The sequence below is a fragment of the Streptomyces sp. 3N207 genome, assembly GCF_052246355.1.
GTDB lineage: Bacteria > Actinomycetota > Actinomycetes > Streptomycetales > Streptomycetaceae > Streptomyces.
In genome coordinates, this window is record NZ_JBQQBV010000019.1 from 141,961 (window position 1) to 167,451 (window position 25,491).

Below are 25,491 nucleotides of genomic sequence, written 5' to 3' on the forward strand. Positions count from 1 at the left end.
GGGAGAGACGAGTGACGCAGCAGCGGGACGGGCGGGCGGCAGCCGGCAGGCCGAAGATCGTGCTCGGGGTGAGCGGTGGCATCGCCGCCTACAAGGCGTGCGAGCTGGCGCGGCGGCTGACCGAGAGCGGACACGATGTCCGCGCCGTCCCCACCGAGTCGGCGCTGCACTTCGTCGGGGCCGCCACCTGGTCGGCACTGACCGGGCACCCGGTGGCCACGGAGGTGTGGGAATCCGTGCACGAGGTGCCTCATGTGCGTATCGGGCAGACGGCCGATCTCGTCGTCGTTGCACCCGCAACAGCTGATCTGCTGGCCAAGGCTGCCCATGGGCTCGCCGATGACCTGCTCACCAATACGCTGCTCACTGCGCGCTGTCCCGTTGTCTTCGCCCCCGCAATGCACACCGAGATGTGGGAGCACCCCGCGACACAGGAGAACGTCGCCACTCTGCGGCGTCGCGGCGCCCTTGTCATCGAGCCGGCCGTCGGCCGCCTGACCGGCAAGGACACCGGCAAGGGGCGGCTCCCGGACCCCGACGCGATCTTCGACGTCTGCCGCCGGGCACTGCTGCGGGGCGCGGTGGGCGCCGAGGCGGATCTCACGGGGCGGCACCTCGTCGTCAGCGCGGGCGGTACCCGCGAACCACTCGATCCGGTACGTTTCCTCGGCAACCGTTCCTCCGGCAAGCAGGGCTACGCGCTCGCCCGTACGGCCGCCGCACGGGGCGCCAGGGTGACGCTCGTCTCCGCGAACAGTGCTCTCCCGGACCCCGCTGGCGTGGACGTCGTGCGGGTCGGCAGCGCGCTCGAGCTGCGCGAAGCCGTGACCAAGGCGGCTGCCGACGCAGACGCCGTGGTGATGGCTGCCGCGGTCGCCGACTTCCGTCCCGCCGCGTACGCGACCGGAAAGATCAAGAAGAAGGACGACCAGGAGCCCGAGCCGCTGGCACTGGTACGTAACCCGGACATCCTTGTCGAAATCTCCGCCAACCGTCCGCGCCCGGGTCAGGTCGTGGTCGGCTTCGCCGCCGAGACGGACGACGTACTGGCGCACGGCCGCGCCAAGCTCGCCGCGAAGGGCTGTGACCTGCTGGTCGTCAACGAGGTGGGGGAGAGCAAGACATTCGGCGCGGAGGAGAACGAAGCCGTCGTGCTGGCCGCCGACGGGAGTGAGACCCCGGTGCCGTACGGGCCGAAGGAAGCGCTTGCGGAGACGGTGTGGGATCTGATCGCCGAGCGCCTCCCCGGGCTTCCGGGGAATGGGTGAGCATCGCGGAATCTCTCCTTCCGGCGTTCGGCCGGAGGAATTCGGCGCTATGACCGAGTGGGCCGGAAGTCGCCGTAAGAGGCCGGAACAACACTCTTGACCAGGCCCTTCACCGACCGACACGCCCTGACATATCCGGATCTCAGGTGGCCTTCCGGCGCCGTTGGAGTCCGGATTGAGCAGGTCATGGTCGTCTCGTAGTTCGAGAGTCCGTGATTGGATGCCGGTGGAGATGGATAAACTGGCCGCGGACCGTGCTTGGGCGCAGCCCCCGACCGGTCCGCCCCATGCTCAGCCAGCAGCCGCTGCAACCCCAGGGAGCGATGTGTCGCGCCGCTTGTTCACCTCGGAATCTGTGACCGAGGGTCACCCTGACAAGATCGCTGACCAGGTCAGCGACACCATCCTCGACGCCCTCCTCAAGGAAGACCCGCACTCCAGGGTCGCCGTCGAGACGCTGATCACCACCGGCCTCGTCCACGTGGCCGGAGAGGTGACGACCAAGGCTTACGCCCCGATTTCGACGCTCGTGCGCAACAAGATCCTCGAGATCGGCTACGACTCCTCCAAGAAGGGCTTCGACGGCGCCTCCTGCGGTGTCTCGGAGTCCATCGGTGCCCAGTCGCCCGACATCGCGCAGGGTGTCGACACCGCCTACGAGAGGCGGGTGGAAGGCGACGAGGACGAGCTCGACGAGCAGGGCGCCGGCGACCAGGGCCTGATGTTCGGCTACGCCTGCGACGAGACCGCCGAGTACATGCCGCTGCCGATCACCCTGGCCCACCGGCTCTCGGAGCGGCTCTCCGCCGTCCGCAAGAACGGGACCATCCCCTATCTGCGCCCCGACGGAAAGACCCAGGTCACGATCGAGTACAACGGCGACAAGGCCGTGCGTCTCGACACCGTCGTGGTCTCCTCCCAGCACGCCGCCGACATCGACCTGGACTCGCTGCTCGCACCCGACATCCGCGAGTTCGTCGTCGAGCCCGAGCTGAAGGCCCTGGTCGACGAGGGCATCAAGCTGGAAACCGAGGGCTACCGGCTGCTGGTCAACCCGACCGGACGCTTCGAGATCGGTGGCCCCATGGGCGACGCCGGACTCACCGGCCGGAAGATCATCATTGACACCTACGGCGGTATGGCCCGCCACGGTGGCGGTGCCTTCTCCGGCAAGGACCCGTCCAAGGTCGACCGCTCCGCCGCGTACGCCATGCGCTGGGTCGCCAAGAACGTCGTGGCCGCCGGGCTCGCCTCCCGCTGCGAGGTGCAGGTCGCGTACGCGATCGGCAAGGCCGAGCCGGTGGGTCTCTTCGTGGAGACCTTCGGCACCGCCACGGTGGACGACGAGAAGATCGAGCAGGCCATCGCTGACGTCTTCGACCTCCGTCCGGCCGCAATCATCCGCGATCTCGACCTGCTGCGCCCCATCTACGCCCAGACGGCCGCCTACGGGCACTTCGGCCGCGCGCTGCCCGACTTCACGTGGGAGCGCACGGACCGGGTCGAAGCGCTGCGCAAGGCGGCCGGGCTCTAGCCCTCCGCCTGCGCGTTCGTCCCTCCGTTCGTCCGCCGAGGCCCGGCACCCCATGCTGGCGGGGTGCCGGGCCTCCGGCGTACCCGTTTCCGGCCTATCGGCCTGGCCCCTCGGCCGACTCAGACCTCGGGCGCGTCCGTCCCCGCCCCCCGACGGTGATGACCAGCGGCCCGTCACGGAAGCGCGGGGACGGAACGGCCCCCGGTGACACGCAGCAGGTCCAGCTTGTCCGCGGCACGGCTGCGCGCGGCCGCCGTGTAGGTCACCATGCGCAGATCCGCTCCCGGGACGAGCAGGACGTCGCAGTCGAGCAGGATGTCGCCGATCTCCGGATGCCGAATCGTCTTCCGCTCGGTCGCGTGCGGCGTCGGCGTCGCCGTGGCCCAGTAGTGGCCGAAGGCGTCGGACGATTCCCGCAGCTCCTGTACGAGGCGATCGAGCTGGGCGTCCGCGGGATAGCGCGAGGCGGCATCCTTCAGATCGGCGACGATCGACGCGGCGAAAGCCTCCTCGCCGCGCTCGGGCCGTACGGGCGGCAGCGCGGCGCCGTTGCCGAACATTGCGCGGGCAAGGTTCCGCTCCTCGGCCGGGAGCTCGGCAGGGTCGCCGAGCAGGGCGCTCCACAGGGAGTTCCACCACACCAAGGTCCAGTCGGCGGTGAACACCCCGACGGGAACGTCCCCGAGGCGTGCGGCGAGCCGCTGTATGCCCGGCGGCACATGCACGCTGATCGTCCCGTCCTGCGGCGGCAGCAGGGCGGCGCTTCGGTAGAGCTGGTCGCGTTCGATGCGGGAGAGCTGGAGGGCTCGAGCCAGGGCACCGACGACCTGGGCGGAGGGGTTCTTCGCACGCCCCTGCTCCAGACGCAGGACGTAGTCGACCGAGAGGCCCGCCAACTGTGCCAGTTCCTCGCGGCGCAGTCCTGGGACGCGGCGGCCCGGCAGCACGGGAAGACCGGCGTCGACCGGGGAGAGGCGGTCGCGCCAGGAGCGCACGAGTGCGGCGAAGGCTGAGCGGGAGGGAGCCATATCGGCATTCTCGCTGCCCGGCGCCCGTCGAGCCTGGGTACTGGCAGTCCTAGTGACGGGGAGGGTTCTGGCCGGCGGTGGTCGGAGCGGCGAGCGTGGGGGCGCGCCGAGCAGGTGCCCGTCGGTCGTCGTGCGACGAACTGGCGTCCGTCGGGCGACCGTTGAAACGTCGCCCGTCCACCGACCGTTGAAACGCCGCCGTCGGCCGACCGATGAAGGGGCCACCCATGCAGTCCACCACCGTCATGACGGGCGCGAGCCGCGGGATCGGCCGCGTCGCCGCAGAGCACATCCTGCGCGAATCCCCGGACACCCACCTCCTCGTCGTGGCCCGCGGGCTCGCCGGTGCGCGGCTGGCCGCGGAACTCGGCTCGGGCGGGCGCGCGGTCTCGCACGTACAGGCGGACCTCAGCTCGCTGGAGAGCGTGCGGTCTGCAGTTGCGGAGATCCGTGACCGACTGGAGTGTGGTGTGCTGCCGCCGTTGCGCGGGTTCGTGGGCAATGCGGGAGTGCAGTACACGAACGCGCTCACCGAGGGCCCGGAGGGGCTCGAGTCGACATTCACCGTCAACGTGCTCGCCAACCATCTGTTCGTCCGACTGCTCCAGGACTGCTTCGCGGTACCCGCCCGGATCGTGATCACCTCGAGTGACACGCACTTCGGCGACTTCAAGCACAACATGGGGATGGTGCCGGGGCCGGTCTGGCAGCTTCCGGAAGTCCTCGCCCGCACGGGCGCCTTCCCCGAGCCGGACTCCACGTCCGCCGGGCGCACCGCCTACTCGACGAGCAAGCTGGCCGCCATCCATCTCGTGCACGAGTACGCGCGCCGCCTGCCGGCCGGGGTGGATGTCGTCGCCTACAACCCGGGGTTCGTCCCCGGCACCGGCCTTGCCCGCAACGCGGGCCCCGTCTCGCGGTTCGCGATGCGGCGCATCCTGCCGCTGATGGCGCTCACCCCGTTCGCGACCGGCCGCGCCGCCGCAGGCCGGTATCTCGCCGACATCGTCCTCGGCCTGACCGAAGCGTCCACCGGGTCGTACGTCGACCGCGAGCGGACGGCCCGGTCGTCCGAGGAGTCCTACGACCCGCTGCGCGAGCGCGAGTTGTGGGACGCCGTCGAACGGTTCACCGCGGTGCACGCCGCCTGACCTTATGGCTCGCCGACGGTGCAATCCGACGGAGCCGGTCTGCCCGGTCTGCCCGGTCCGGCCGTCACGCCGGTCCGGCCGGTCACGCCGGTCCGGCCGGGGTGCGTCTGGATGTGCTCGGGATCCTGCTGCTGAGTGCGGGGCTCTCACTTGCGCTCGTCGGCCTCAGCCTGAAGGGCAACGCGGCGGGAGAGCAGACTGTGCGCTGGACTGACCCGGCCGTCGCCGGGCCGCTGGTTGGCGGGGCCGCCTCGGAGGGGGAGCGCCTGCGGGGCGGCCGGCCGGGTCCGGGGCAGGTCAGCCAGGGGGCTTGCGTCGGCGGGCGGCAGACGTCAGTGCTGTTTGCGAGACTGAGGCTGTGAGCAGGGGTGATGGCAACGGCGAAGGGGAGCGGCAGCGGCATGCGCCGGAGCAGCTCGCGCTGATCCGGGAGACCGTGCGGGAACGCAAGGCCCAGCAGCCGAGGGCCAAGCCGCGTACCTGGCGGGGTGCCGAGATGGCTGCGCGGCTGCCCGTGGCGCGAGTGCTGGTCGACAAGGGGCTGGTCCACCTCGACCGGTTCTTCGACTACGCCGTCCCCGCGGCGATGGACGAAGAGGCCCAGCCGGGTGTGCGGGTGCGGGTGCGCTTCGGGGCGGGGGAGCGCGAGGGGCGCCGTGAAGGGGGCGGGCTCATCAACGGGTTCATCGTCGAGCGCCGGGCCGACACCGACTTCACCGGACGGCTCGCCCCGATCGCCCAGGTGCTGTCGCCCGAGCCGGTGCTCACGCCCGAACTTCTCCAGCTGTGCCGGGCGGTGGCCGACCGGTACGCGGGATCGCTCGCCGATGTGGTCCAGCTCGCCGTCCCGCCGCGCCGGGCCAAAGCGGAGAAGCAGCCCTCGCGGCGCCGCCCGGCCAAGCCGCCGGTGCCCGAGCCGGGCGGGTGGGCGCGCTATCCCGAGGGCCCGGCGTTCCTGCGGGTGCTTGCCGAGAAGGCCGCGCCCCGCGCCGTGTGGACCGCGCTGCCCGGCCCGGAGAGCTGGGCGGACGAGCTGGCCCGCGCCATGGCCGCCACCCTCGCGGCGGGCCGCGGGGCGCTCGCGGTACTGCCCGACGGCAAGGCGGCGGCACGGGTGGACGCCGCGCTCACCGCGCTCGTCGGCGAGGGACAGCACGTCCTGCTGACCGCGGACGCCGGACCCGAGCCGCGCTACCGGCGCTGGCTGGCTGTCAGCCGCGGGGCGGTGCGGGCGGTCGTCGGAACGCGGGCTGCGATGTTCGCGCCCGTACGCCGCCTCGGCCTCGCCGCGATCTGGGAGGACGGCGACAGCAACCACAGCGAGGAGCGGGCCCCGCAGCCGCACGCCCGGGAGGTGCTGCTCCAGCGTGCTGTCACCGAGCAGGCCGCGTTCCTGCTCGGCGCGCACGGCTGCACCGTGGAGGCCGCACAGCTCGTGGAGTCCGGATTCGCGCGGCCACTCGCTGCTGACCGGGACACCGTGCGTGCGGCCATGCCTCGGGTCCGTACGGCTGCCGAGGGCGACGAGGGGCGGGACCCGGCGGCTCGCAGCGCCCGGCTGCCGAGTCTCGCCTGGCGCACGGCGCGGGACGCGCTGGAGCGCGGCCCGGTGCTGGTGCAGGTGCCGCGCCGTGGCTATGTACCGCGGCTGGTGTGCGAGCGGTGCCGGGAGCCGGCGCGGTGCGCGCACTGCTCGGGCCCGCTGGAGGCGGCGGGCGAGGGCAGCGCACTGCGCTGCGGCTGGTGTGCCCGGGAGACGCCGGAGTGGCGCTGCCCCATGTGCTCGGGGACGCGGCTGCGCGGCAGCGTCATCGGTGCCCGCCGCACGGCGGAGGAGCTGGGGCGGGCCTTCGCTTCCGTGCCCGTACGGACCTCGGGCGGAGCGCACGTACTGGAGTCGGTGCCGGGCCGGCCCGCGCTGGTGGTCGCCACCCCGGGTGCCGAACCCGTTCCGGAGGGCGGCGAGGGATACGCGGCTGCGCTGCTGCTCGACGGCTGGGCGCTGCTGGGCCGCCCCGATCTGCGGGCCGGGGAGGAGGCCCTGCGCCGCTGGCTGGGCGCTGCCTCGCTGGTGCGGCCGCAGGGCGAGGGCGGGAGCGTGGTGGTCGTCGCGGAGGAGTCGATGCGGCCGGTGCAGGCCCTGGTGCGCTGGGACCCGGCGGGGCACGCGCAGCGGGAGCTGGCGGACCGCGCGGAGTTGGGCTTTCCGCCGGTGTCCCGGATGGCGGCGGTCACCGGACTGCCCGAGGCCGTCGCCGGGCTGCTGGCTGCCGCCTGGGACGCCGGACTGCCCGAGGGCGCCCAGGTGTTGGGCCCCGTGCCGCTCCCGGTGCTGGAGCCGGGCCGACCCCGTAATCCGGGCGACCCCCCGCCGGGCGAGCTCTGGGAGCGGGCGCTGGTGCGGGTGCCCCGCGGCAGCGGCGCGGCCCTGGCCGCGGCGCTGAAGACCGCACAGGTGGGCCGGTTGACCCGCCGGGAGGGCCCGATCGCGCACGTCCGGATCGATCCGCTGGACATCGGGTGAGGCCGGGTACGGACGCCGGCCGACCGTGGCGGCGGCCAGGTCCCGGACGCCGCGTTGCCCGGTGCGGAGGGCACCGGGCAACGCGGGGGTAAGAAGGTGAGAGGGACGCCAGGAGTCCGAAGCCCGAACTGTGGGAGCCGGTTCCGGTGAGGGGGTGCCCCTGTCCGGCGTTCGCGGGCTGCGGGTTTCCCCAAGCTCTTCGAGCAGGGAGGTACCCCCATGGCTGGTCGCGCAGTTCCCGGCGCCCCTGACGGGGCGCGTTCCCTGCGGAAGACCCGCCGGGCCCGCGCTAGCCGTTGCGTGGCGAGGGGAGCGCCCCCGTACGCGGCTCCTGCCGGGCATCGCGGTAGGTGTCCTGGCGTACCTCGTGGCGCGAGTCGTGACGAGGCTCGTGCCGGGGTTCGTGACGGGTGTCGTACGGCTGCGCCGCGGGTGGCTGCTGTGGCGGAATCGAGCGGGCGGCGGGTACCGCCGGCGTACCGGCGGGCCGGGGAGCTGCCGTACCGGGAGCCATGGGAAGCGAACGGGCGGCGGCGGGCACGGTCTCGGGTTGCCGGGGCACCGACGCCGGGGACGGGACCGGCGATGTCCCCGCCGCGGAAGTCTCGGCGTTCTCGGGGGCGTTGCGCGCGGTGCCACGCCGCGCAGAACCGTACCTGCGGTGCACGGCCTGCTTGGTGACGCCCAGCGCCGAGCCCACGGCGTCCCAGGAGAAGCCGAGCGAGCGGTCGAAGTCCACCGCCGCCGTCACCAGTGTCTCGACGCTGTCGCGTAGTTCCTGGGCGAGCCTGACGGTCGGCGCCGGAGCGCGGCCGTAGACGACGAAGCCCGCGGAGGGGCCGGTGCGCCGTGGGCGATAGACGTTGCCCAGCTGCGCCGTGAGGGTGCGCAGCGCGTCCACCTGCCGGCGGACCCGCTCGATGTCCCGCACCAGAAGGTGCAGGCTGGCCCGCGCCTGGGCGTCGTGGGTTGCGTGGTCGGCCATGAAGAAGCCTCTCGGACCGGCTGACATGGGGGTGTTCAGCTGTGGTGCTGGATGGGGTGACTGGCTGTGCGGAATGTGGGGGGGAACGAGGCCGCGGCGCGTCGGCGGGGCGGCGCTCGGTTTGGTCAATCTGACTTGACCAACGCCGCGATGGGCTCTCTGGTCACGCTGCGGGGGCGCGGAAGGGGCATCGACAGGGCGCGCGGGTGCCCGTACGCCCCCTCACCCGGCGACGGCGCGCTGACCGTAAACTGGGCCGTCTTTCCACGCTTTCCACGTGTGAGAGGTAGTTCGCCACTGATGAGGCTCGTCTTCGCAGGCACCCCCGAGGTCGCCGTCCCCGCGCTCGACACGCTGATCGCCTCCGAACGGCACGAGGTCGTCGCCGTGATCACCCGCCCCGACGCCCGTGCGGGGCGCGGCAGGCGCCTGGTGCCCAGCCCTGTGGCTCAGCGGGCGGAGGAGGAGGGGATCGAGGTGCTCAAGCCCGCGCGCCCCCGGGACGAGGACTTCCTGGCCAGGCTGCGGGAGATCGGGCCGGACTGCTGCCCGGTCGTCGCCTACGGAGCGCTGTTGCCCCGTGTCACGCTCGACGTACCTCGCAGGGGCTGGGTCAACCTGCACTTCTCGCTGCTGCCCGCCTGGCGCGGCGCCGCGCCCGTGCAGCACGCGCTGCTGGCCGGGGACGAGATGAGCGGGGCCACCACCTTCCTCATCGAGGAGGGGCTGGACTCGGGCCCTGTCTACGGGGTGGTGACCGAGGAGGTACGGTCCCGCGACACCAGCGGGGATCTGCTGACCCGGCTCGCCTTCGCCGGTGCCGGACTGCTGGCCGCCACCATGGACGGCATCGAGGACGGCACGCTGCAGGCGATGCCGCAGCCGGAGGAGGGGGTCTCCCTCGCTCCGAAGATCACCGTCGAGGACGCCAGGATCGACTGGACGGCGCCCGCACTCCGCGTCGACCGGGTGGTACGGGCGTGCTCGCCCGCTCCCGGCGCGTGGACCGTCTTCCGGGGGGAGCGGCTGAAGGTGCGTTCGCTCGTGCCCGCTCCCGACGCCGGTGCGGACGAGGCGGCCCCCGGTGAGCTGCGGGTCGGCAAGAACTCGGTGCACGTCGGTACGGGCTCCCACCCGGTGGAGCTGGAGTGGGTGCAGCCGCAGGGCAAGAAGCCGATGCGAGCCGCCGACTGGGCCCGCGGCACCCGTATCGAAGCGGGCGCCCACTTCGACGCGCCCGCTTCCTGAGCCGGGCGTCACCGGTCGCCGCCTCCGGGCAGCGGGGCCGTAGGGTGGAGGTCTCACCCTACGAAGCCTCGACCCCTCATCTTGCGGAGCACCTTTTTCGTGAGCACTCAACCCCGCCGGGGCGGCAACCGGTACCGGCGTCCGCGTAAGGATCCCGTCCGCATCCTCGCTTTCGAGGCGCTGCGGGCGGTGGACGAGCGGGATGCCTACGCCAACCTCGTACTGCCGCCGCTGCTGCGGAAGGCCCGCGAGAAGGACCCGGCACACGGCGGCCTGGACGCCCGCGACGCCGCGCTGGCCACCGAGCTGGTGTACGGCACGCTGCGCAGGCAGGGCACCTACGACGCGATCATCGCCGAGTGCGTCGACCGGCCGCTGCGCGAGGTGGACCCGCCCGTGCTGGACGTCCTCTCCCTCGGTGCCCACCAGTTGCTGGGCACCCGCATCCCGCAGCACGCCGCGGTGAGCGCGACGGTCGAGCTGGCCCGCGTGGTGCTGGGGGACGGGCGGGCGAAGTTCGTCAACGCGGTGCTGCGGCGCCTCACGGCCGACGATCTCGACGGCTGGCTGGACCGGATCGCACCGCCCTACGACGAGGACCCGGAGGAGCACCTGGCGCTGCGCCATGCACATCCCCGCTGGGTGGTCTCCGCACTGTGGGACGCGCTGGGAGCGTCCTCGGCGGTGGCCGGGGGAGGCGGGCGCGAGGAGATCACGGCGCTGCTGGAGGCCGACAACGAGCGCCCCGAGGTCACCCTGGTCGCCCGGCCGGGACGGGCCACCACAGCGGAGCTGACCACCGACGAGACCGTACCGGGCCGTTGGTCGCCGTACGCGGTGCGGCTGGCCGAGGGCGGTGAGCCCGGTATGCTGGACGCCGTACGCGAGGGCAGGGCCGGGGTGCAGGACGAGGGCAGCCAGCTTGTCGCGCTCGCCCTCGCCAACGCGCCCCTGGACGGCGCCGAAGCGCGCTGGCTCGACTCCTGCGCGGGCCCCGGCGGCAAGGCCGCGCTGCTGGGCGCGCTGGCGGCCGAGCGGGGCGCGGCGCTGCTGGCGTCCGAGAAGCAGCCGCACCGCGCCCGCCTCGTCGCCCGCGCGCTGGCCGGAAACCCCGGGCCCTGGGCGGTCGTCAGCGCGGACGGCACCCGTCCCGCCTGGGCGCCGGGCAGTTTCGACCGGGTGCTGGTCGATGTGCCCTGCACCGGGCTGGGTGCGCTGCGCCGCAGGCCCGAGGCGCGCTGGCGGCGCAGGCCGGAGGACGTGGCGGGGTTCGCGCCGTTGCAGCGCGGACTGCTGACGCAGGCGCTGGAGTCGGCCCGGGTCGGCGGCGTCGTCGCGTACGTGACGTGCTCGCCGCACCTGGCGGAGACCCGTGCCGTGGTGGACGACGTACTGCGCGGGCTGGAGAAGGAGGGCACGACGGCCGCCGAGCCGGTGGACGCGCGTCCCCTGCTGCCCGGTGTGCCCGACCTGGGGGAGGGACCCGACATCCAGCTGTGGCCGCATCGGCACGGCACCGACGCGATGTACCTGGCGCTGCTGCGCCGTACCGCGTGATCACCTCGAACGTCTACACGGAATACTGGTAGCCATGGCTCAGATCAACCCCAGCATCCTGTCCGCCGACTTCGCACGCCTCGCCGAGGAGGCGCGGCGCGTCGAAGGCACCGACGGCGTGGCCGGCGCCGACTGGCTGCACGTCGATGTGATGGACAACCACTTCGTGCCCAATCTGACCCTGGGCGCTCCCGTGGTCGAGTCGCTGAGCCGGGCCACGGACATTCCGCTGGACTGCCACCTGATGATCGAGGAGCCGGACCGCTGGGCGCCCGGCTTTGTGGAGGCCGGGGCCGGGTCCGTCACCTTCCACGTGGAGGCCGCGGCGGCGCCGGTGCGGCTGGCCCGCGAGATCCGGGCCAAGGGTGCCCGCGCCTCGATGGCGCTGAAGCCCGCCACGCCGATCGAGCCGTACGAGGATCTGCTGCCCGAACTGGACATGCTGCTGGTCATGACGGTGGAGCCGGGCTTCGGCGGGCAGGCGTTCCTGGACATCATGCTGCCGAAGATCCGCAGGACCCGGCAGCTCATCGACAAGCACGGTCTCCAGATGTGGTTGCAGGTCGACGGCGGCGTCTCGGCCTCCACCATCGAGCGCTGCGCGGAGGCGGGCGCCGATGTGTTCGTGGCGGGTTCGGCCGTCTACGGAGCCGAGGACCCGGCGGCGGCCGTCCGCGCGCTGCGGCAGCAGGCCGAGGAAGCGGTGGGGCCTGGCCGGGAAGGCTGAGATGAACGCTGGGTGACCGCGGTCACACTCGTCAGGGGATCTGCAAGGATGAACGCGCGGCGCGCGAGCGCCGACAGCGCGGACACGGCAAGACAGTGAGGTGAGAGCGGTGTCGTCGGGGCGAGCCACGCGAATGGGACCCGCCGAACTCATGCAGGCTGCGGCGATGGCGCGCCGCTTCTATCTGGAGGGCAAATCCAAGATCCAGATCGCTGACGAGTTCGGGGTGAGCCGCTTCAAGGTGGCCCGGGTCCTGGAGACCGCGCTCGAGCGTGACCTGGTGCGTATCGAGATCCGGGTGCCGGCGGAGCTGGACGCCGAGCGGTCGGACGCGCTCCGTGCCCGGTTCGGCCTGCGGCACGCGGTCGTCGTCGAGTCGCCCACCGAGGCCGGGGACGACGCGGCGGACCCGGAGAACCTCGGCGAGGTGGCCGCCGATCTGCTCGGCGAACTGGTCACCGACGGCGATGTGCTGGGGCTGGCCTGGGGCCGCTCCACCATCCATATGGCAACCGCGCTACGCCAGTTGCCGCCCTGCACCGTCGTCCAGCTGACCGGGGTGTACGACGCCGGTACGGCGGACCGCGGCTCGGTGGAGGCCGTACGGCGGGCGGCCGAGGTCGCCGGAGGAGAGGCGCACCCCGTCTACGCGCCGATGCTGCTGCCGGACAGTGCCACCGCGGCGGCGCTGCGCAGCCAGACAGGTATCGCCCGCGCCTTCGAGTACTTCGACAAGGTGACCGTCGCCGCCGTCTCGATCGGCTCCTGGGAGCCGGGTATCTCCACGGTGCACGACATGCTCAGTCCCAAGGAGCGGGACCACTACTCGTCGCTCGGGGTGGCCGCCGAGATGTCGGCGCACCTCTTCGACGCGCAGGGCCGGCGGATCGGCCGGGACCTGGGGGAGCGCTGCATCACGGTGGAGGCCGAGCGGCTGCGCCGGATCCCGGAGGTCGTCGCCATCGCCGGCGGGTACCGCAAGGCGGCGGCCATCGGCGCCGTGCTCCGTTCCGGCCTGGTCACCAGCTTGGTGACGGACACGGCGGCCGCCGACTGGCTGCTGACCGAGGAACAACCGGGGCCCCGTCCGGCGTTGGAGCGTACGGACCCGGACAGTACCGCGGCTTCGTAGCCGGTTCTTCGTAGAGGGTTCTCGGAAGGCAGTACGCCATGACGACCAAGAGCACCAAGCTGCCAGGGCTGGGCAAGCAGTACGACATCACCACCCGGACCGGCCGGCACATCTCGGTGGTGGCACACCAGGACGGCCGCAGGTTCCTCGGCTTCTACCGGGAGGACGACCCGGACGCCTGCCAGGCGACGGTGCAGCTCGACCAGGAGGAGGCCGCCTCCCTCGCGGAGATCCTCGCACCGGGGGAGAGCCCCAGGCTGGGGACGTGCGAGATGGAGATCGACCTGGTCACCGTCCGCATCCCGCTGTCCGGGCACTCCCCGTACAGCGGGGAGCCGTTGGGCGCCACCCAGGCGCGGTCCCGCACCGGGGCCTCCATCGTGGCCGTGCTGCGCCGTACCGGTGCGGTTCCCTCGCCCAGTCCGGACTTCCGGCTGGAGGCGGGGGACACCCTGGTCGCGGTCGGCACCCGTGAGGGAGTGGACGAGCTGACCCGGATCATCGCCGGCACCTGAGCGGGACTGGAGCCGCTGGACAACTGAAAGGCCCTTTGTGCACGACACCACCGTTCTGCTGATCGAACTCGGCGCCGTCATCCTGGGCCTGGGACTGGTCGGCCGCTTCGCGGGCCGGATCGGGCTCTCCCCGATTCCGCTGTACCTGCTGGGCGGCCTGGCCTTCGGGCACGGCGGCTTCTTCCCGCTGACCGCCAGCGAGGGGTTCATCGAGGTCGGCGCGGAGATCGGGGTGATCCTGCTCCTGCTGCTGCTCGGCCTGGAGTACAGCGCGTCCGAGCTGGTCACCAGCCTGAAGACGCAGTACCCGTCCGGACTGGTGGACTTCCTGCTCAACGCGGTGCCGGGCGCGGTGGCCGCGGTGCTGCTGGGCTGGGGCCCGGTCGCGGCCGTGGCGCTGGCGGGCGTCACCTGGATCTCCTCGTCCGGTGTCATCGCCAAGGTCCTCACCGATCTGGGCCGGCTCGGTAACCGGGAGACGCCGGTGATTCTGGGCGTGCTGGTCATCGAGGACCTGTCCATGGCCGTCTACCTGCCGTTGCTGACCGCGCTGGTGGCCGGTCTCGGAGTGGCGGGGACCAGCCTGGCGATGATCGTCGCGATCGGAACCGTGGGCATCGTGCTGTTCGCGGCGCTGCGGTTCGGCCGCCAGATCAGCCGAGCCGTCAGCTCCGACACCCCCGAGATGCTGCTGCTCGTCGTCCTCGGGCTGACCCTGCTGATCGCCGGGATTGCCGCGAAGCTCCAGGTCTCGGCGGCCGTCGGTGCCTTCCTGGTGGGTATCGCGCTCTCCGGGGAGACGGCGGAGAACGCGCGCAGCCTGCTGACCCCGCTGCGTGATCTGTTCGCCGCGGTGTTCTTCGTCTTCTTCGGATTCAACACCGCACCGGCCGAGATCCCCCCGGTGCTGCTGCCCGCGCTGGCGCTGGCCGCGTTCACCTCGGTCACCAAGGTGATCACCGGCTGGTACGCGGCGGGCCGTGCCGGTGTGGGCAGCAAGGGCAGACTGCGGGCAGGCGGGGCGCTGGTCGCGCGGGGTGAGTTCTCCATCGTCATCGCGGGGCTCGCGGCGGGTGCGGATCCGCGGATCACCCCGCTGGCGACCGCGTATGTGATGCTCCTGGTGATCTTCGGCCCGCTGACCGCGCGCTGGACCGAGCCCGCCGTACGCGGCCTCCAGGGGCTGGTGGCCGACCGCCGTACGCGACGGGAGGCCGGGCGTGCGGACAGCACGAGCACACAGCACGAGAGCTCCCTGTCCCGCGTGGAGGAGGCAGCGCCGGATCCGGTGGGCGGTGCCGGTCACTCGTCGTGAGCGATCAACTCGCGTGAGCGGCCCCTCGTCGTGGGCGGTCGTCCTCGTGGGCGGTGGCCCTCGTGGGTGGGCCGTCACCCTTGGTGACCGGCCTGCATGGCCCCGTCACCTCCTCGTGCGATCCCACCAGGGAGCTGCAGGCACTCCAGCGGATCGTCCGTGGTCGCATGAATGTGCGGACGTGGGAGAATGAAGTACGTGCGTTTTCTCAATGATCAGCGGCCCCCGTACGACCTGACGTACGACGACGTCTTCATGGTGCCGAACCGCTCAGCGGTCGGCTCCCGGCAGGGCGTGGACCTGTCCTCGCCCGACGGCACGGGCACCACCATCCCGCTGGTGGTCGCCAACATGACCGCCATCGCCGGACGCCGGATGGCCGAGACCGTGGCCCGCCGCGGCGGCCTCGTGGTGATCCCCCAGGACATCCCGATCGACGTCGTCACCGAAGTCATCGGCTGGGTCAAGCGACGGCATCACGTCCTCGACACTCCCATCACTCTCGCCCCCACCCAGACCGTGGCCGATGCGCTGTCGCTGCTGCCCAAGCGGGCACACGGCGCCGGTGTCGTGGTCCGCGACGGCAAGCCCGTCGGCGTCGTCACCGAGTCGGACCTGACCGGCGTCGACCGCTTCACCCAGCTCTCGGAGGTCATGACCTCCGAGCTGATGCTGCTCGACGCGGACATCGACCCGCAGGACGCCTTCACCCAACTCGACTCGGCCCACTTCAAGTTCGCGCCCGCCGTCGACTCCGACGGCAAGCTCGTGGGCATCCTCACCCGCAAGGGCGCGCTGCGGGCCACCCTCTACAACCCCGCCGTCGACGCCGACGGCGCCCTGCGGGTCGCCGCTGCCGTCGGCATCAACGGCGAGGCCGTGGCCCGCGCCAAGGCGCTGCTCGACGCTGGCGTGGACACCCTCGTCGTGGACACGGCACACGGCCACCAGGAAGGCATGCTGGAGGCGCTGAAGGCCGTCCGCGGTCTCGACCCGGCCGTGCCGATCGTGGCGGGCAACGTGGTGGCCGCCGAGGGCGTACGCGACCTCGTCGACGCGGGCGCCGACATCATCAAGGTCGGTGTCGGTCCGGGCGCCATGTGCACCACCCGCATGATGACCGGCGTCGGCAGGCCGCAGTTCTCCGCCGTCCTGGAGTGCGCCGCCGAGGCACGCAAGTACGGCAAGCACGTCTGGGCCGACGGCGGCGTGCGGCACCCGCGCGATGTCGCCATGGCGCTGGCCGCCGGTGCCTCCAACGTGATGATCGGCTCCTGGTTCGCGGGCACCTACGAGTCGCCGGGCGACCTCCAGCAGTCCGCCGACGGGCGGTTCTACAAGGAGTCCTTCGGCATGGCCTCAGCGCGCGCCGTACGCAACCGGACCGCCGAGGAGTCGGCGTACGACCGGGCCCGCAAGGGGCTGTTCGAGGAGGGCATCTCCACCTCCCGGATGTTCCTGGACCCGGCCCGCCCCGGCGTCGAGGACCTGATCGACTCGATCATCGCGGGCGTCCGCTCCGCCTGCACCTACGCGGGCGCCGCGACACTGGACGAGTTCGCCGAGAAGGCCGTCGTCGGCGTCCAGAGCGCCGCCGGCTACGCGGAGGGCAAGCCCCTGCACGCCAGTTGGTGACCGCCGCGCACTGATGGGGGCGCCGCGCTTCTGGGCGCCCCCTGCTGGAAGAGCTTGGCGGAGCGGGTCGGCAAGCGCAGCCCCATGCGGGGGTACGCGGCTGCCACGCCGCGCCCGTGCTCCGGCGCCGTGTTCTACTGATCGCCGTGTCACTGAACGATCTGGACGAACGCATCGTCCACGCCCTCGCCGAGGATGCCCGCCGTACGTACGCAGATATCGGAGCCGAGGTCGGCCTGTCGGCGCCCGCCGTGAAACGGCGCGTGGACCGGCTGCGGGAGCGGGGCGCGATCACCGGGTTCACGGTGCGGGTCGACCCCTCGGCCCTGGGCTGGCAGACGGAGGGATTCATCGAGATGTACTGCCGCTCCCGCACCTCGCCGGAGGACATCCACCGGGCGCTGGCCCACTATCCCGAGGTGGCGGCGGCCTCGACCGTCACCGGCGAGGCCGATGCGCTCGTACAGGTCTTCGCCGCCGATATGCGGCACTTCGAGGCCGTGCTGGAACGGATCGCCGGGGAAGCCTTCGTCGAGCGCACCAAGTCCGTCCTGGTGCTCTCCCCGCTGCTGCGCCGCTACAACGCGGGCCCGCCCCTGTGAGCGGCTGCCCCGCACAACAAATCGATGCCGACCGGCCTTGACGCGCAACAAACTGCGGGTCAACTCGCAAGATCCCCCGCTTGTGGCGCACCCACGGCGACCGTAGCGTCGAAGGCGTGCGAATCGCTCTCCACCAGACCCATGCCCAGCCCTCCACCCCGGGCTCCGCGGGCCTGACCTCCCTCGACAGCGCCGCCCGGGAAGCCGCGGCGCGAGGCGCCCGGCTGCTGGTCACGCCGGAGCTCTCCCTCACCGGCTACGCGCTGGAGGACCCGGCTCAGCTCGCCGAACCGGCTGACGGCCCGAGCGCCGCGGCCGTCTCCCGCATCGCCCGGCAGCACGGCGTCGCCGTCGCCTACGGGTACCCCGAACGTGGCGAGGACGGCGCGGTCCACAACTCCGTACAGCTCGTCGGCCCGGACGGTGCCGCACTCGCGAACTACCGCAAGACGCATCTGTACGGCCCCTACGAGGCGAAGCACTACACCCCAGGCGAGCAGCTGCCCGTGCAGGCGGAGCTGGACGGGCTCCGGCTCGGGCTGCTGATCTGCTACGACGTGGAGTTCCCCGAGGCGGTCCGCGCGCATGCGCTGGCGGGCACCGACGTGCTGCTGGTGCCGACGGCGCTGATGCGCCCGTACGAAACCGTCGCCGAGACCCTCGTCGTGGCCCGCGCGGTGGAGAGCCAGCTGTATGTCGCGTACGCCAATCGCGCGGGCCGCGAGGGCGAGTTCGACTTCGCGGGGCTGAGCTGCCTGGCCGCACCCGACGGGACCGTGCCGGTGCGCGCTGCGGGCAACGGCGGGGCCGTGCTGGTGGCCGACGTCGACCTCGCGGCGCTGCGTGCCTCCCGTGACCGCAACCCGTATCTGGCCGACCGCCGCCCCGAGCTGTACGCGCGCTAGCTCCCGAAGCCGCATCCGCGTAAGCCGTCAAGAATTCCCGTACCACCCAGGAGCGACACCCGCATGACCTCCACCGTGCCCACCGTGCCCAACGCTGCCCACGAGCACGACGAGCAGCACGAAGCCCAGCAGCGCGCCCAGCGTCCGCTGACCATGTTCGGCCCCGACTTCCCGTTCGCCTACGACGACTTCCTCGCGCACCCGGCCGGTCTCGGTGCCGTACCGCCGACCGAGCACGGCACCGAGGTCGCCGTCATCGGCGGCGGGCTGTCGGGGCTGGTGGCGGCGTACGAGCTGATGAAGATGGGGCTCAAGCCGGTCGTCTACGAGGCCGACCAGCTCGGCGGGCGGCTGCGGACGTCGACGTTCGAGGGCGGCGACCCGGCACTGCACGCCGAGATGGGCGCCATGCGCTTCCCGCCGTCCTCGACCGCGCTCCAGCACTACATCGACCTGGTCGGCCTGGAGACCGAGCCGTTCCCCAACCCGCTGGCCCCCGACACCCCCTCGACGGTCGTGGACCTCAAGGGTGAGTCGCACTACGCCCGTACGCTGGAGGACCTGCCGCCGGTCTACCACCAGGTGATGGACGCGTGGAACGCGTGCCTGGAGGAGGGCGCCGACTTCTCCGCGATGCAGCAGGCGATACGCGAGCGGGATGTGCCCCGCATCCGCGAGATCTGGTCCCGGCTGGTGGAGAAGCTGGACAACCAGACCTTCTACGGCTTTCTGTGCGACTCGGCGGCCTTCGCCTCCTTCCGGCACCGGGAGATCTTCGGCCAGGTCGGGTTCGGCACCGGCGGCTGGGACACCGACTTCCCCAACTCCATCCTGGAGATCCTGCGCGTCGTCTACACCGGCGCCGACGACGATCACCGCGGCATCGTCGGCGGCTGCCAGCAGCTTCCGCTCCGGCTGTGGGAGCGCGAGCCGGGCAAGCTCGTCCACTGGCCGCAGGGCACCAGCCTCAGGTCGCTGCACCCCGGCGGCGTGCACCGGCCCGCCGTCACCAGACTGCACCGTACGGCGGGCAACCGGGTCACGGTCACGGACACCGACGGCGACATCCGCACCTACCGCGCTGCCGTCTTCACCGCCCAGTCGTGGCTGCTGCTGAGCCGGATCGACTGCGACGACGCGCTGCTGCCCATCGACCACTGGACGGCGGTGGAGCGCACCCACTACATGGAGTCCTCCAAGCTGTTCGTGCCCGTCGACCGCCCGTTCTGGCTCGATCAGGACCCGCGTACCGGGCGCGACACGATGAGCATGACGCTGACCGACCGGATGACGCGCGGCACCTACCTGCTGGACGACGGCCCCGACAAGCCGGCCGTGATCTGTCTGTCGTACACCTGGTGCGACGACAGCCTCAAGTGGCTGCCGCTGGACGCCAACGAGCGGATGGAGGTGATGCTCAAGTCGCTCGGCGAGATCTATCCCGGCGTCGACATCCGCAAGCACATCACCGGCAATCCGCTCACCGTCTCCTGGGAGGACGAGCCCTACTTCCTGGGCGCGTTCAAGGCGAACCTGCCGGGCCACTACCGCTACCAGCGGCGGCTGTTCACCCACTTCATGCAGGAGACGCTGCCCGCGGACCGGCGCGGCCTCTTCCTCGCCGGAGACGACATCTCCTGGACCGCGGGCTGGGCCGAGGGCGCCGTACAGACCGCGCTCAACGCCGTCTGGGGCGTCATGCACCACCTGGGCGGCACCACCGACCACGGCAACCCGGGACCGGGCGACGTCTTCGACGCGATCGAGCCGGTGCGGCTCCCGGAGGACTGACCGGGGAGTGCGGACAGGCCAGGGCGGCCGGGGAGGCCGGCCTACAGGCCGGCCTCGGTCACCGCTTCCCGCAGCGCCTTCGCCGTCTCGATGAGCTCCTGCGCGTCGTGGCAGGTCAACTGAGCGTCCAGCAGTACCTCTTGGACGCCTGCCCGCGCCGCGCCGGCCAGGTCCGCCACGATCTGTTCGAGACTGCCCTGGTGCGGGCGGCGCTTGCCGTCGACCGGGCGGTCGGTGAGCTGCACCGAAGTGCGCAGGGTGGTGGACAGCTCGGCCGGGTCCCGGCCCGCCTCGCGGGCCAGCTCGGCGATCCGGGACCGGGTGGCTGCGATCTGCTCGTCGGTCAGCATCGCGGGCAGCCACCCGTCGGCCCGCCGCACCAAGCGGCGCAGCGCCCTGTCGGTGCCGCCTGCCAGCAGCACCGGGATCCGTCCTGCGGGCTTGGGGCCGACCGCCGAGGGGGAGAACCGGGTCCGCCGTCCCTCGTACGCGGCCGGGTCCGGGCCCCACACGGCGGCGCACACATCCAGCAGCTCGTCCAGCGCCGCGCCGCGGGTGGCGTGGTCGGCGCCCGCCGCGGCGTACTCGTCGCGGGACCAGCCGGTGCCCAGCCCCGCGATCACCCGGCCGCCGCTGGCCGCATCCAGCGACCCCAGCGCCCGCGCCAGCAGGAACGGCTGATGCAGCGGGCCGACCAGTACCGCGGAGCCCAGCCGTACCCGCTCGGTGACGGCCGCCGCCAGCGACAGGGTGACCAGCGGGTCGGCGACCGACCGGAAGTACCCCGACCACCGCAGCCCCGGCACCAGATACATGTCGTCCAGCGGCTCCTCGGGACGCATGAGCCGCTCCAGCACCCAGACGCTGTCGTACCCCAGCTCCTCCGCCGCCCGCGCCACCGCGGTGACGTCTCTGGTCAGGTCGTAGGTTCCGGTCTGCGGCAGCCCCAGGCCCAGTCGCAGTGCCATCTCGCCTCCGTAGCACGGTGATTGCTCGGGTGTCCGACTGTACGGGTCGACATTCAGTTCCACAGCGGTGTCAGCAGGCAGCGCCCGGCCACGCCGACCGTGGCGTCCAGCCCCTCCGCCGTCTCCTCCAGCAGGTCGCCGCACATCCGCAGCCCCCACAGTGCCCGGAACGACACCCATGCGCCCGCACGTGCGCGCTCCAGACTCCACGAGCCGATCAGATGGGTGAGCGGATCGGCCACGTCCAGCAGGTCCGGGCCCGGCATCAGCTCCTCGCGGATGCGCTCCTCCAGGCCCGTCAGCAGTTCGCCGATCCGCTCGAAGTCCGCCTCCAGGTCGTCGGGGGCGGCCTCCAGCGCCCGGCAGGTGTCCACCAGCGCGAGCGGCAGGTCGTGGCCGATGTGCGCGTTGATGCCTGCCAGCGCGAACTGGAGCGGATGGACGGAGGGATGGCGCCGGAAGCGGAAGAGCGCCCGCCAGCACGAGGGCACCCGCAGCCCCGCCGCCTCGGCGTCCACCGCCGCCAGAAAGCGCCGCGCGAACCGGGTGCCCAGCTCGCCGGTGGCGGCCCGGTCATCGAAGTGCCCCGCGGTCAGGCGCCGTTCCAGCTCCTCGGTCACCGAGAGGTACACCCGGTTGAAGACCGCCACGCCGTCCTGCCGGGGCAGTATCGCGCCGATCTCCCGCATCTGGGCCGTCACTTCGGCGATGGGTGCCGAGGCGAGCGCGCGCTGCGCGGGCACCTGATCCGTAGAGGTCATGCCCGCAGCCTGACAGCCGCTTTCCCGCCATGAGGGCAGCCCGGCCCGTACGGCCCCCGGACGGAGGACGTGTGCGCTGCCGGTTATCCGGGTGCGGCGCGGCCTGCCCGCGTGATACGTCACCTGGCATGACGGACACACCCGGCACCACCGATGCCCTGGCCGACCTGCACACCGAACGGCTCGTGCTGCACCCCATGAGCCCTCAGGAGGCCGAGCGGATCGTGGCCGGAACACCGGGCGAGGGAGAGCTGTGGGGGGCCGAGTACCCGGACTCCCTGGATGTGAAGGGCGCCGAGGACCTGCTGAAGGCATGCGCGGCCGACGGGGACCCCCGCCCCTTCGGCAACTACGAGATACGCCGCCGCACCGACGGCCGCGCCATCGGCGGCATCGGCTTCAACCAGATCCCCGACGCGCAGCGCACCGTCACTGTGGGGTACGCCCTCAACGCCTCGGTGCGCGGGCAGGGTTACGCCTCCGAGGCGCTGCGTGCGCTGCTCGCCTTCGCCTGGTCCCGCGGCGTCACCCTGGTCAAGGCCGACGCCGATCTCGACAACCTCGCCTCGCAGCGGGTGATGACCGCCGTCGGTATGCGGGTGGTGGGGGAGGACCACCGGGTGCGGTACTTCGAGATGCAGCGGCAGGAAGCGGCGCCCGGCGACCCGGCTCAGCTCGGTTCGTCGTAGTCGCTGGTGCCCTCGTCCAGCAGCGGTTCCTGGGTCTTGAGGTGGGGCGGGGCCAGCGCCTTGAGGGCGTGGTAGCCGGTGAGCACGACGAGGGTGCCCAGTGCGATACCGCCGAGTTCGAAGGTGTCGGTGAACTTCAGCGTGACGTTGCCGATGCCGATGATGATGCCCGCAGCAACCGGCACCAGGTTCAGCGGGTTGCGCAAGTCGACGCCGTTGCTGAGCCAGATCTGCGCGCCGAGCAGCCCGATCATTCCGTAGAGGATCACGGTGATACCGCCGAGCACCCCGCCGGGGATGGCCGCGACGACGGCACCGAACTTGGGACAGAGCCCGAAGAGCAGCGCGAAGCAGGCGGCAGCCCAGTACGCGGCCGTCGAGTAGACCCGGGTCGCTGCCATGACGCCGATGTTCTCCGAGTACGTCGTCGTGGCGGGACCGCCGAACGCGGTCGACAGGACGCTGCCCGCCCCGTCCGCGGCGATCGCGGTGCCGAGCTTGTCGTCCAGCGGATCGCCGGTCATCTCGCCGACCGCCTTGACGTGCCCTGCGTTCTCGGCCACCAGGGCGATCACCACCGGCAGCGCCACCAGAACGGGCGACCAGGAGAAGTCGGGGCCGTGCACGGACGGCAGCCCGAACCAGTCAGCCTTGCCCACGGCGGAGAGATCCAGCCGCCAGTGGTCCACCGTCTTGCCGCCGGCGTCCGGCGAATGGATCCGGCCGAAGACGGTGTCGAACGCCCACGACATCAGATAGCCCGCGACCAGCCCCAGGAAGATCGCGATCCGCGACCAGAAGCCGCGCAGACACACCACGGCGAGCCCGGTCAGCAGCATGGTCAGCAGCGCCGTCCACTGGTCCTGCGGCCAGTACGTCGAGGCGGTGACGGGCGCCAGGTTGAAGCCGATCAGCATGACGACGGCGCCGGTCACCACGGGCGGCATCACCGCGTGGATGATCCGCGCGCCGAACTTCTGCACGGCCAGCCCGACGAGGAGGAGCACGGCGCCGACCACCAGGATCGCGCCGGTCACCGTGGCGCTGCTGCCGCCCTGGCCGCGGATGGCCGCGGCCACGCCGACGAAGGAGAGGCTGCAGCCCAGATAGCTCGGCACCCGGCCGCGGGTCGCGAGCAGGAAGACCATCGTCGCGAGCCCGGACATCATGATCGCCAGGTTCGGGTCCAGTCCCATGAGCACCGGAGCCACGAAACTCGCCCCGAACATTGCCACCACATGCTGGGCACCGAGCCCCGCCGTCCGCGGCCAGGACAGCCGCTCCTCCGGCCGCACCACCGCGCCGGGCGCCGGGACACGCCCGTCGCCGTGCACCTTCCACCGCACGCCGAGCCCGCGCATGTCGCTCCGCTCCCCTGGCCGATTTTGATCGCCGCACATACTAGTCCGACTTCGCCGCGCCACTTCTCCTCCGCGTCCCGGCATGGGCGCCCCGCAGAGGCGCGGGGAACTGCGCGAGCGGCCACGCCGTGCCCGCACGCGGGCAATTCGGGAAGCCGCAACGGTGGGTGTCCGCCGCCTCGGTACTGCCGGTCTCCGCCGTTGCGGGGGAAGAGGGGGTTCGCCGTGACGGTGGGGGCGCCCCGCAGGGGCGCGGGGAACTGCGCGAGTGGCCACGACGAGCCCGCGCTCGGGCGCTCGGCGAAGCCCCAACGGCGGGTGTCCGCCGCCTCGGTACTGCCGGTCTCCGCGGTCGGGCGTCCCGCCGTCGCGGGGGAAGGAGGCGGAAAGGGAGCTGGCCGCGACGGCTCGCCCCGACGGCGGACAGAACGCGAGGGGGCAACCGAAGAGGCGGCCCTCAGGTGCGAAGCACCCTCGCTCCGGTGACCAGCCCCAGCAGCAGCGCGGTGACGACGCCGAAGGAGACCGAGAGGGAGGTGGACTCGGCGATCCAGCCGACCGCGGCGGGGGCCGCGAGGCCCGAGGCGTACGCCAGGGTGGCGACGCCCGCGATGGCCTGGCCGGGGGCGGCCGCGGCGGTACGGCCCGCTGCCGCGAAGCACAGCGGGACGACCACGGCGATCCCCACCCCGATCAGGGCGAACCCCGCGACGGCAGCGGGCGGCGTCCGCGCGGCTACCACCAGCGCCGCGCCCACCGCCGCAAGTACGCCGCCCGCCCGTACCGTCGCCACCGGCCCGAACCGCCGCACCACGGCGTCGCCGGACAGCCGGGCGAGGGCCATCGTGCAGGCGAACGCCGTGTAGGCGGAGGCGGCGAGAGCGGGCCCGGCGCCCGTCACGTCGGCCAGATAGATGCCGGACCAGTCCATCGAGGCGCCCTCGGCGAACACCGCACAGAAGCCGAGCAACCCGATCGCCAGCACGCCGCGCGAGGGCAGCGCGAAGCGGGGCGGGGCTTCCGCCGCGTCCCCGGCATCCGCGCGGAGGCTTCGCTCCTCGCCGGGCGTCCACCGCGCCGCGACCACCGCGACCACGGCCAACAGCGGTGCCGCCACTCCCAGGTGCACCCGCGCGTCCAGCCCCGCATGCGCGGCCACCACGCCTCCCGCACCGCCCAGCAGCGTGCCCACGCTCCACAGGCCGTGCAGCGCGGACATCACCGAGCGCCCGTACGCCGCCTCGACCCGCACCCCCTGGGCGTTCATCGCGACGTCCATCAGGCCGAGTCCGCAGCCGAACACGAACAGTGCCAGGCACAGCCACCACAGGCCCGGGGCGAGCGGCGGCAGCACCAGTCCGGCGCAGCAGGCCAGCGAAACCGCGGCCAGTGCGCGGCGCGGGCCGTAGCGGTGGGCCAGCCGCGCCGAGAGCGGCATGGCGGCGGAGGCGCCGGCCGTCATGAACACCAGCGCCAGCCCCAGCCAGCCGGGGCTGAGGCCAAGATGTTCCCGCAGCCAGGGGATCCGGGTGGCGAACGTGCCGCTGGCCGTCCCGTGCACCGCGAACACCACGGAGACCGCCACCCGCCCGGCCCGTACGGAGCGGTCCGGCCGGCCGAGGGGCACACCACCGGACGCGGACCCGGGCGGACCTGCCGGCGTTTCCGCCCCCGCGCCTGCCTGCGGCTCCGGCCCGCTCTCGCCCGTACGCATCTCGTCTCCCTGCCGCACCGGTGCGCCCCCAAAAGTCCGTACGCGCACCGGTGCGGCAGGGAGACGAGATGCGTACGGGCG

The 25,491-nt window shown here is 72.4% G+C and carries 21 protein-coding genes; 15 read left to right on the forward strand and 6 right to left on the reverse strand.

Annotation, left to right across the window (positions count from 1 at the left end; all coding sequences use genetic code 11):
* Positions 1–11: 11 nt before the first annotated feature.
* Together coaBC and metK are read left to right on the forward strand one after the other, a co-directional pair.
* Positions 12–1,268, forward strand: a complete 1,257-nt coding sequence (gene coaBC, locus ACTWP9_RS26775; RefSeq protein ID WP_443248833.1) for a bifunctional phosphopantothenoylcysteine decarboxylase/phosphopantothenate--cysteine ligase CoaBC — start codon at positions 12–14, stop codon at positions 1,266–1,268.
* Positions 1,269–1,593: 325 nt separating this feature from the next.
* Positions 1,594–2,802, forward strand: a complete 1,209-nt coding sequence (metK, locus tag ACTWP9_RS26780; RefSeq protein WP_443248834.1) for a methionine adenosyltransferase — start codon at positions 1,594–1,596, stop codon at positions 2,800–2,802.
* Between the two features lie 173 nt (positions 2,803–2,975).
* On the opposite strand, the gene ACTWP9_RS26785 is transcribed toward metK, so the two are convergent.
* Positions 2,976–3,830, reverse strand: a complete 855-nt coding sequence (locus tag ACTWP9_RS26785) for a helix-turn-helix transcriptional regulator (RefSeq protein WP_443248835.1) — start codon at positions 3,828–3,830, stop codon at positions 2,976–2,978.
* Positions 3,831–4,057: 227 nt separating this feature from the next.
* On the opposite strand from ACTWP9_RS26785, the gene ACTWP9_RS26790 reads away from it, so the two are divergent.
* Both ACTWP9_RS26790 and ACTWP9_RS26795 read left to right on the forward strand, forming a co-directional pair.
* A complete protein-coding gene (locus tag ACTWP9_RS26790; protein WP_443248836.1) occupies positions 4,058–4,981 on the forward strand; it encodes an SDR family NAD(P)-dependent oxidoreductase in 924 nt (307 codons plus the stop codon).
* Positions 4,982–5,339: 358 nt separating this feature from the next.
* Positions 5,340–7,505 (forward strand): primosomal protein N', encoded by a 2,166-nt coding sequence (locus tag ACTWP9_RS26795; RefSeq protein ID WP_443248837.1) that lies wholly within the window; start codon positions 5,340–5,342, stop codon positions 7,503–7,505.
* Between the two features lie 289 nt (positions 7,506–7,794).
* On the opposite strand, the gene ACTWP9_RS26800 is transcribed toward ACTWP9_RS26795, so the two are convergent.
* Positions 7,795–8,490 (reverse strand): hypothetical protein, encoded by a 696-nt coding sequence (locus ACTWP9_RS26800; protein ID WP_443248838.1) that lies wholly within the window; start codon positions 8,488–8,490, stop codon positions 7,795–7,797.
* Between the two features lie 300 nt (positions 8,491–8,790).
* On the opposite strand from ACTWP9_RS26800, the gene fmt reads away from it, so the two are divergent.
* From fmt to ACTWP9_RS26850, 10 genes are all read left to right on the forward strand, one after another.
* Positions 8,791–9,738: a methionyl-tRNA formyltransferase gene (fmt, locus tag ACTWP9_RS26805; protein WP_443248839.1), complete on the forward strand. Its 948-nt coding sequence runs from the start codon at positions 8,791–8,793 to the stop codon at positions 9,736–9,738.
* Positions 9,739–9,837: 99 nt separating this feature from the next.
* Positions 9,838–11,295 carry an RsmB/NOP family class I SAM-dependent RNA methyltransferase gene (locus tag ACTWP9_RS26810; protein ID WP_443248840.1) on the forward strand — a complete coding sequence of 486 codons (1,458 nt, stop codon included), beginning with the start codon at positions 9,838–9,840 and terminating at the stop codon, positions 11,293–11,295.
* 34 nt (positions 11,296–11,329) lie between these two features.
* The gene (gene rpe / locus ACTWP9_RS26815) at positions 11,330–12,022 is read left to right on the forward strand and encodes a ribulose-phosphate 3-epimerase (RefSeq protein WP_443248841.1); all 693 of its coding nucleotides are present in this window, start codon (positions 11,330–11,332) and stop codon (positions 12,020–12,022) included.
* Between the two features lie 133 nt (positions 12,023–12,155).
* Positions 12,156–13,154 (forward strand): sugar-binding transcriptional regulator, encoded by a 999-nt coding sequence (locus tag ACTWP9_RS26820; protein WP_443248842.1) that lies wholly within the window; start codon positions 12,156–12,158, stop codon positions 13,152–13,154.
* A 38-nt stretch (positions 13,155–13,192) separates the two neighbouring features.
* The gene (locus tag ACTWP9_RS26825) at positions 13,193–13,669 is read left to right on the forward strand and encodes a cation:proton antiporter regulatory subunit (protein ID WP_443248843.1); all 477 of its coding nucleotides are present in this window, start codon (positions 13,193–13,195) and stop codon (positions 13,667–13,669) included.
* 37 nt (positions 13,670–13,706) lie between these two features.
* Positions 13,707–14,984, forward strand: coding sequence for a cation:proton antiporter (locus tag ACTWP9_RS26830; RefSeq protein ID WP_443248844.1), 1,278 nt, complete (start codon positions 13,707–13,709; stop codon positions 14,982–14,984).
* 189 nt (positions 14,985–15,173) lie between these two features.
* Positions 15,174–16,619 (forward strand): GuaB1 family IMP dehydrogenase-related protein, encoded by a 1,446-nt coding sequence (locus tag ACTWP9_RS26835; RefSeq protein WP_443248845.1) that lies wholly within the window; start codon positions 15,174–15,176, stop codon positions 16,617–16,619.
* A gap of 146 nt (positions 16,620–16,765) precedes the next feature.
* Entirely contained in the window at positions 16,766–17,221 is a 456-nt protein-coding gene (locus tag ACTWP9_RS26840) for an Lrp/AsnC family transcriptional regulator (RefSeq protein WP_443248846.1), read from the forward strand.
* A 116-nt stretch (positions 17,222–17,337) separates the two neighbouring features.
* The gene (locus tag ACTWP9_RS26845) at positions 17,338–18,126 is read left to right on the forward strand and encodes a carbon-nitrogen hydrolase family protein (protein WP_443248847.1); all 789 of its coding nucleotides are present in this window, start codon (positions 17,338–17,340) and stop codon (positions 18,124–18,126) included.
* A gap of 63 nt (positions 18,127–18,189) precedes the next feature.
* Positions 18,190–19,917 carry a flavin monoamine oxidase family protein gene (locus ACTWP9_RS26850; protein WP_443248848.1) on the forward strand — a complete coding sequence of 576 codons (1,728 nt, stop codon included), beginning with the start codon at positions 18,190–18,192 and terminating at the stop codon, positions 19,915–19,917.
* Between the two features lie 41 nt (positions 19,918–19,958).
* Here ACTWP9_RS26850 and ACTWP9_RS26855 read toward each other — a convergent pair whose 3' ends face one another.
* Together ACTWP9_RS26855 and ACTWP9_RS26860 are read right to left on the reverse strand one after the other, a co-directional pair.
* Entirely contained in the window at positions 19,959–20,885 is a 927-nt protein-coding gene (locus ACTWP9_RS26855; protein ID WP_443248849.1) for a TIGR03619 family F420-dependent LLM class oxidoreductase, read from the reverse strand.
* A gap of 53 nt (positions 20,886–20,938) precedes the next feature.
* Positions 20,939–21,646, reverse strand: coding sequence for a DUF5995 family protein (locus ACTWP9_RS26860; protein WP_443248850.1), 708 nt, complete (start codon positions 21,644–21,646; stop codon positions 20,939–20,941).
* Between the two features lie 128 nt (positions 21,647–21,774).
* Between ACTWP9_RS26860 and ACTWP9_RS26865 the strand changes: the two genes are divergently transcribed.
* Positions 21,775–22,335 carry a GNAT family N-acetyltransferase gene (locus tag ACTWP9_RS26865; protein ID WP_443248851.1) on the forward strand — a complete coding sequence of 187 codons (561 nt, stop codon included), beginning with the start codon at positions 21,775–21,777 and terminating at the stop codon, positions 22,333–22,335.
* Here ACTWP9_RS26865 and ACTWP9_RS26870 read toward each other — a convergent pair.
* Together ACTWP9_RS26870 and ACTWP9_RS26875 are read right to left on the reverse strand one after the other, a co-directional pair.
* The gene (locus tag ACTWP9_RS26870; RefSeq protein WP_443248852.1) at positions 22,317–23,696 is read right to left on the reverse strand and encodes a uracil-xanthine permease family protein; all 1,380 of its coding nucleotides are present in this window, start codon (positions 23,694–23,696) and stop codon (positions 22,317–22,319) included. The genes ACTWP9_RS26865 and ACTWP9_RS26870 overlap by 19 nt on opposite strands.
* Before the next feature lie 457 nt (positions 23,697–24,153).
* Complete coding sequence (locus tag ACTWP9_RS26875; protein ID WP_443248859.1) at positions 24,154–25,410, reverse strand: MFS transporter; 1,257 nt, start codon at positions 25,408–25,410, stop codon at positions 24,154–24,156.
* Positions 25,411–25,491 lie beyond the last annotated feature (81 nt).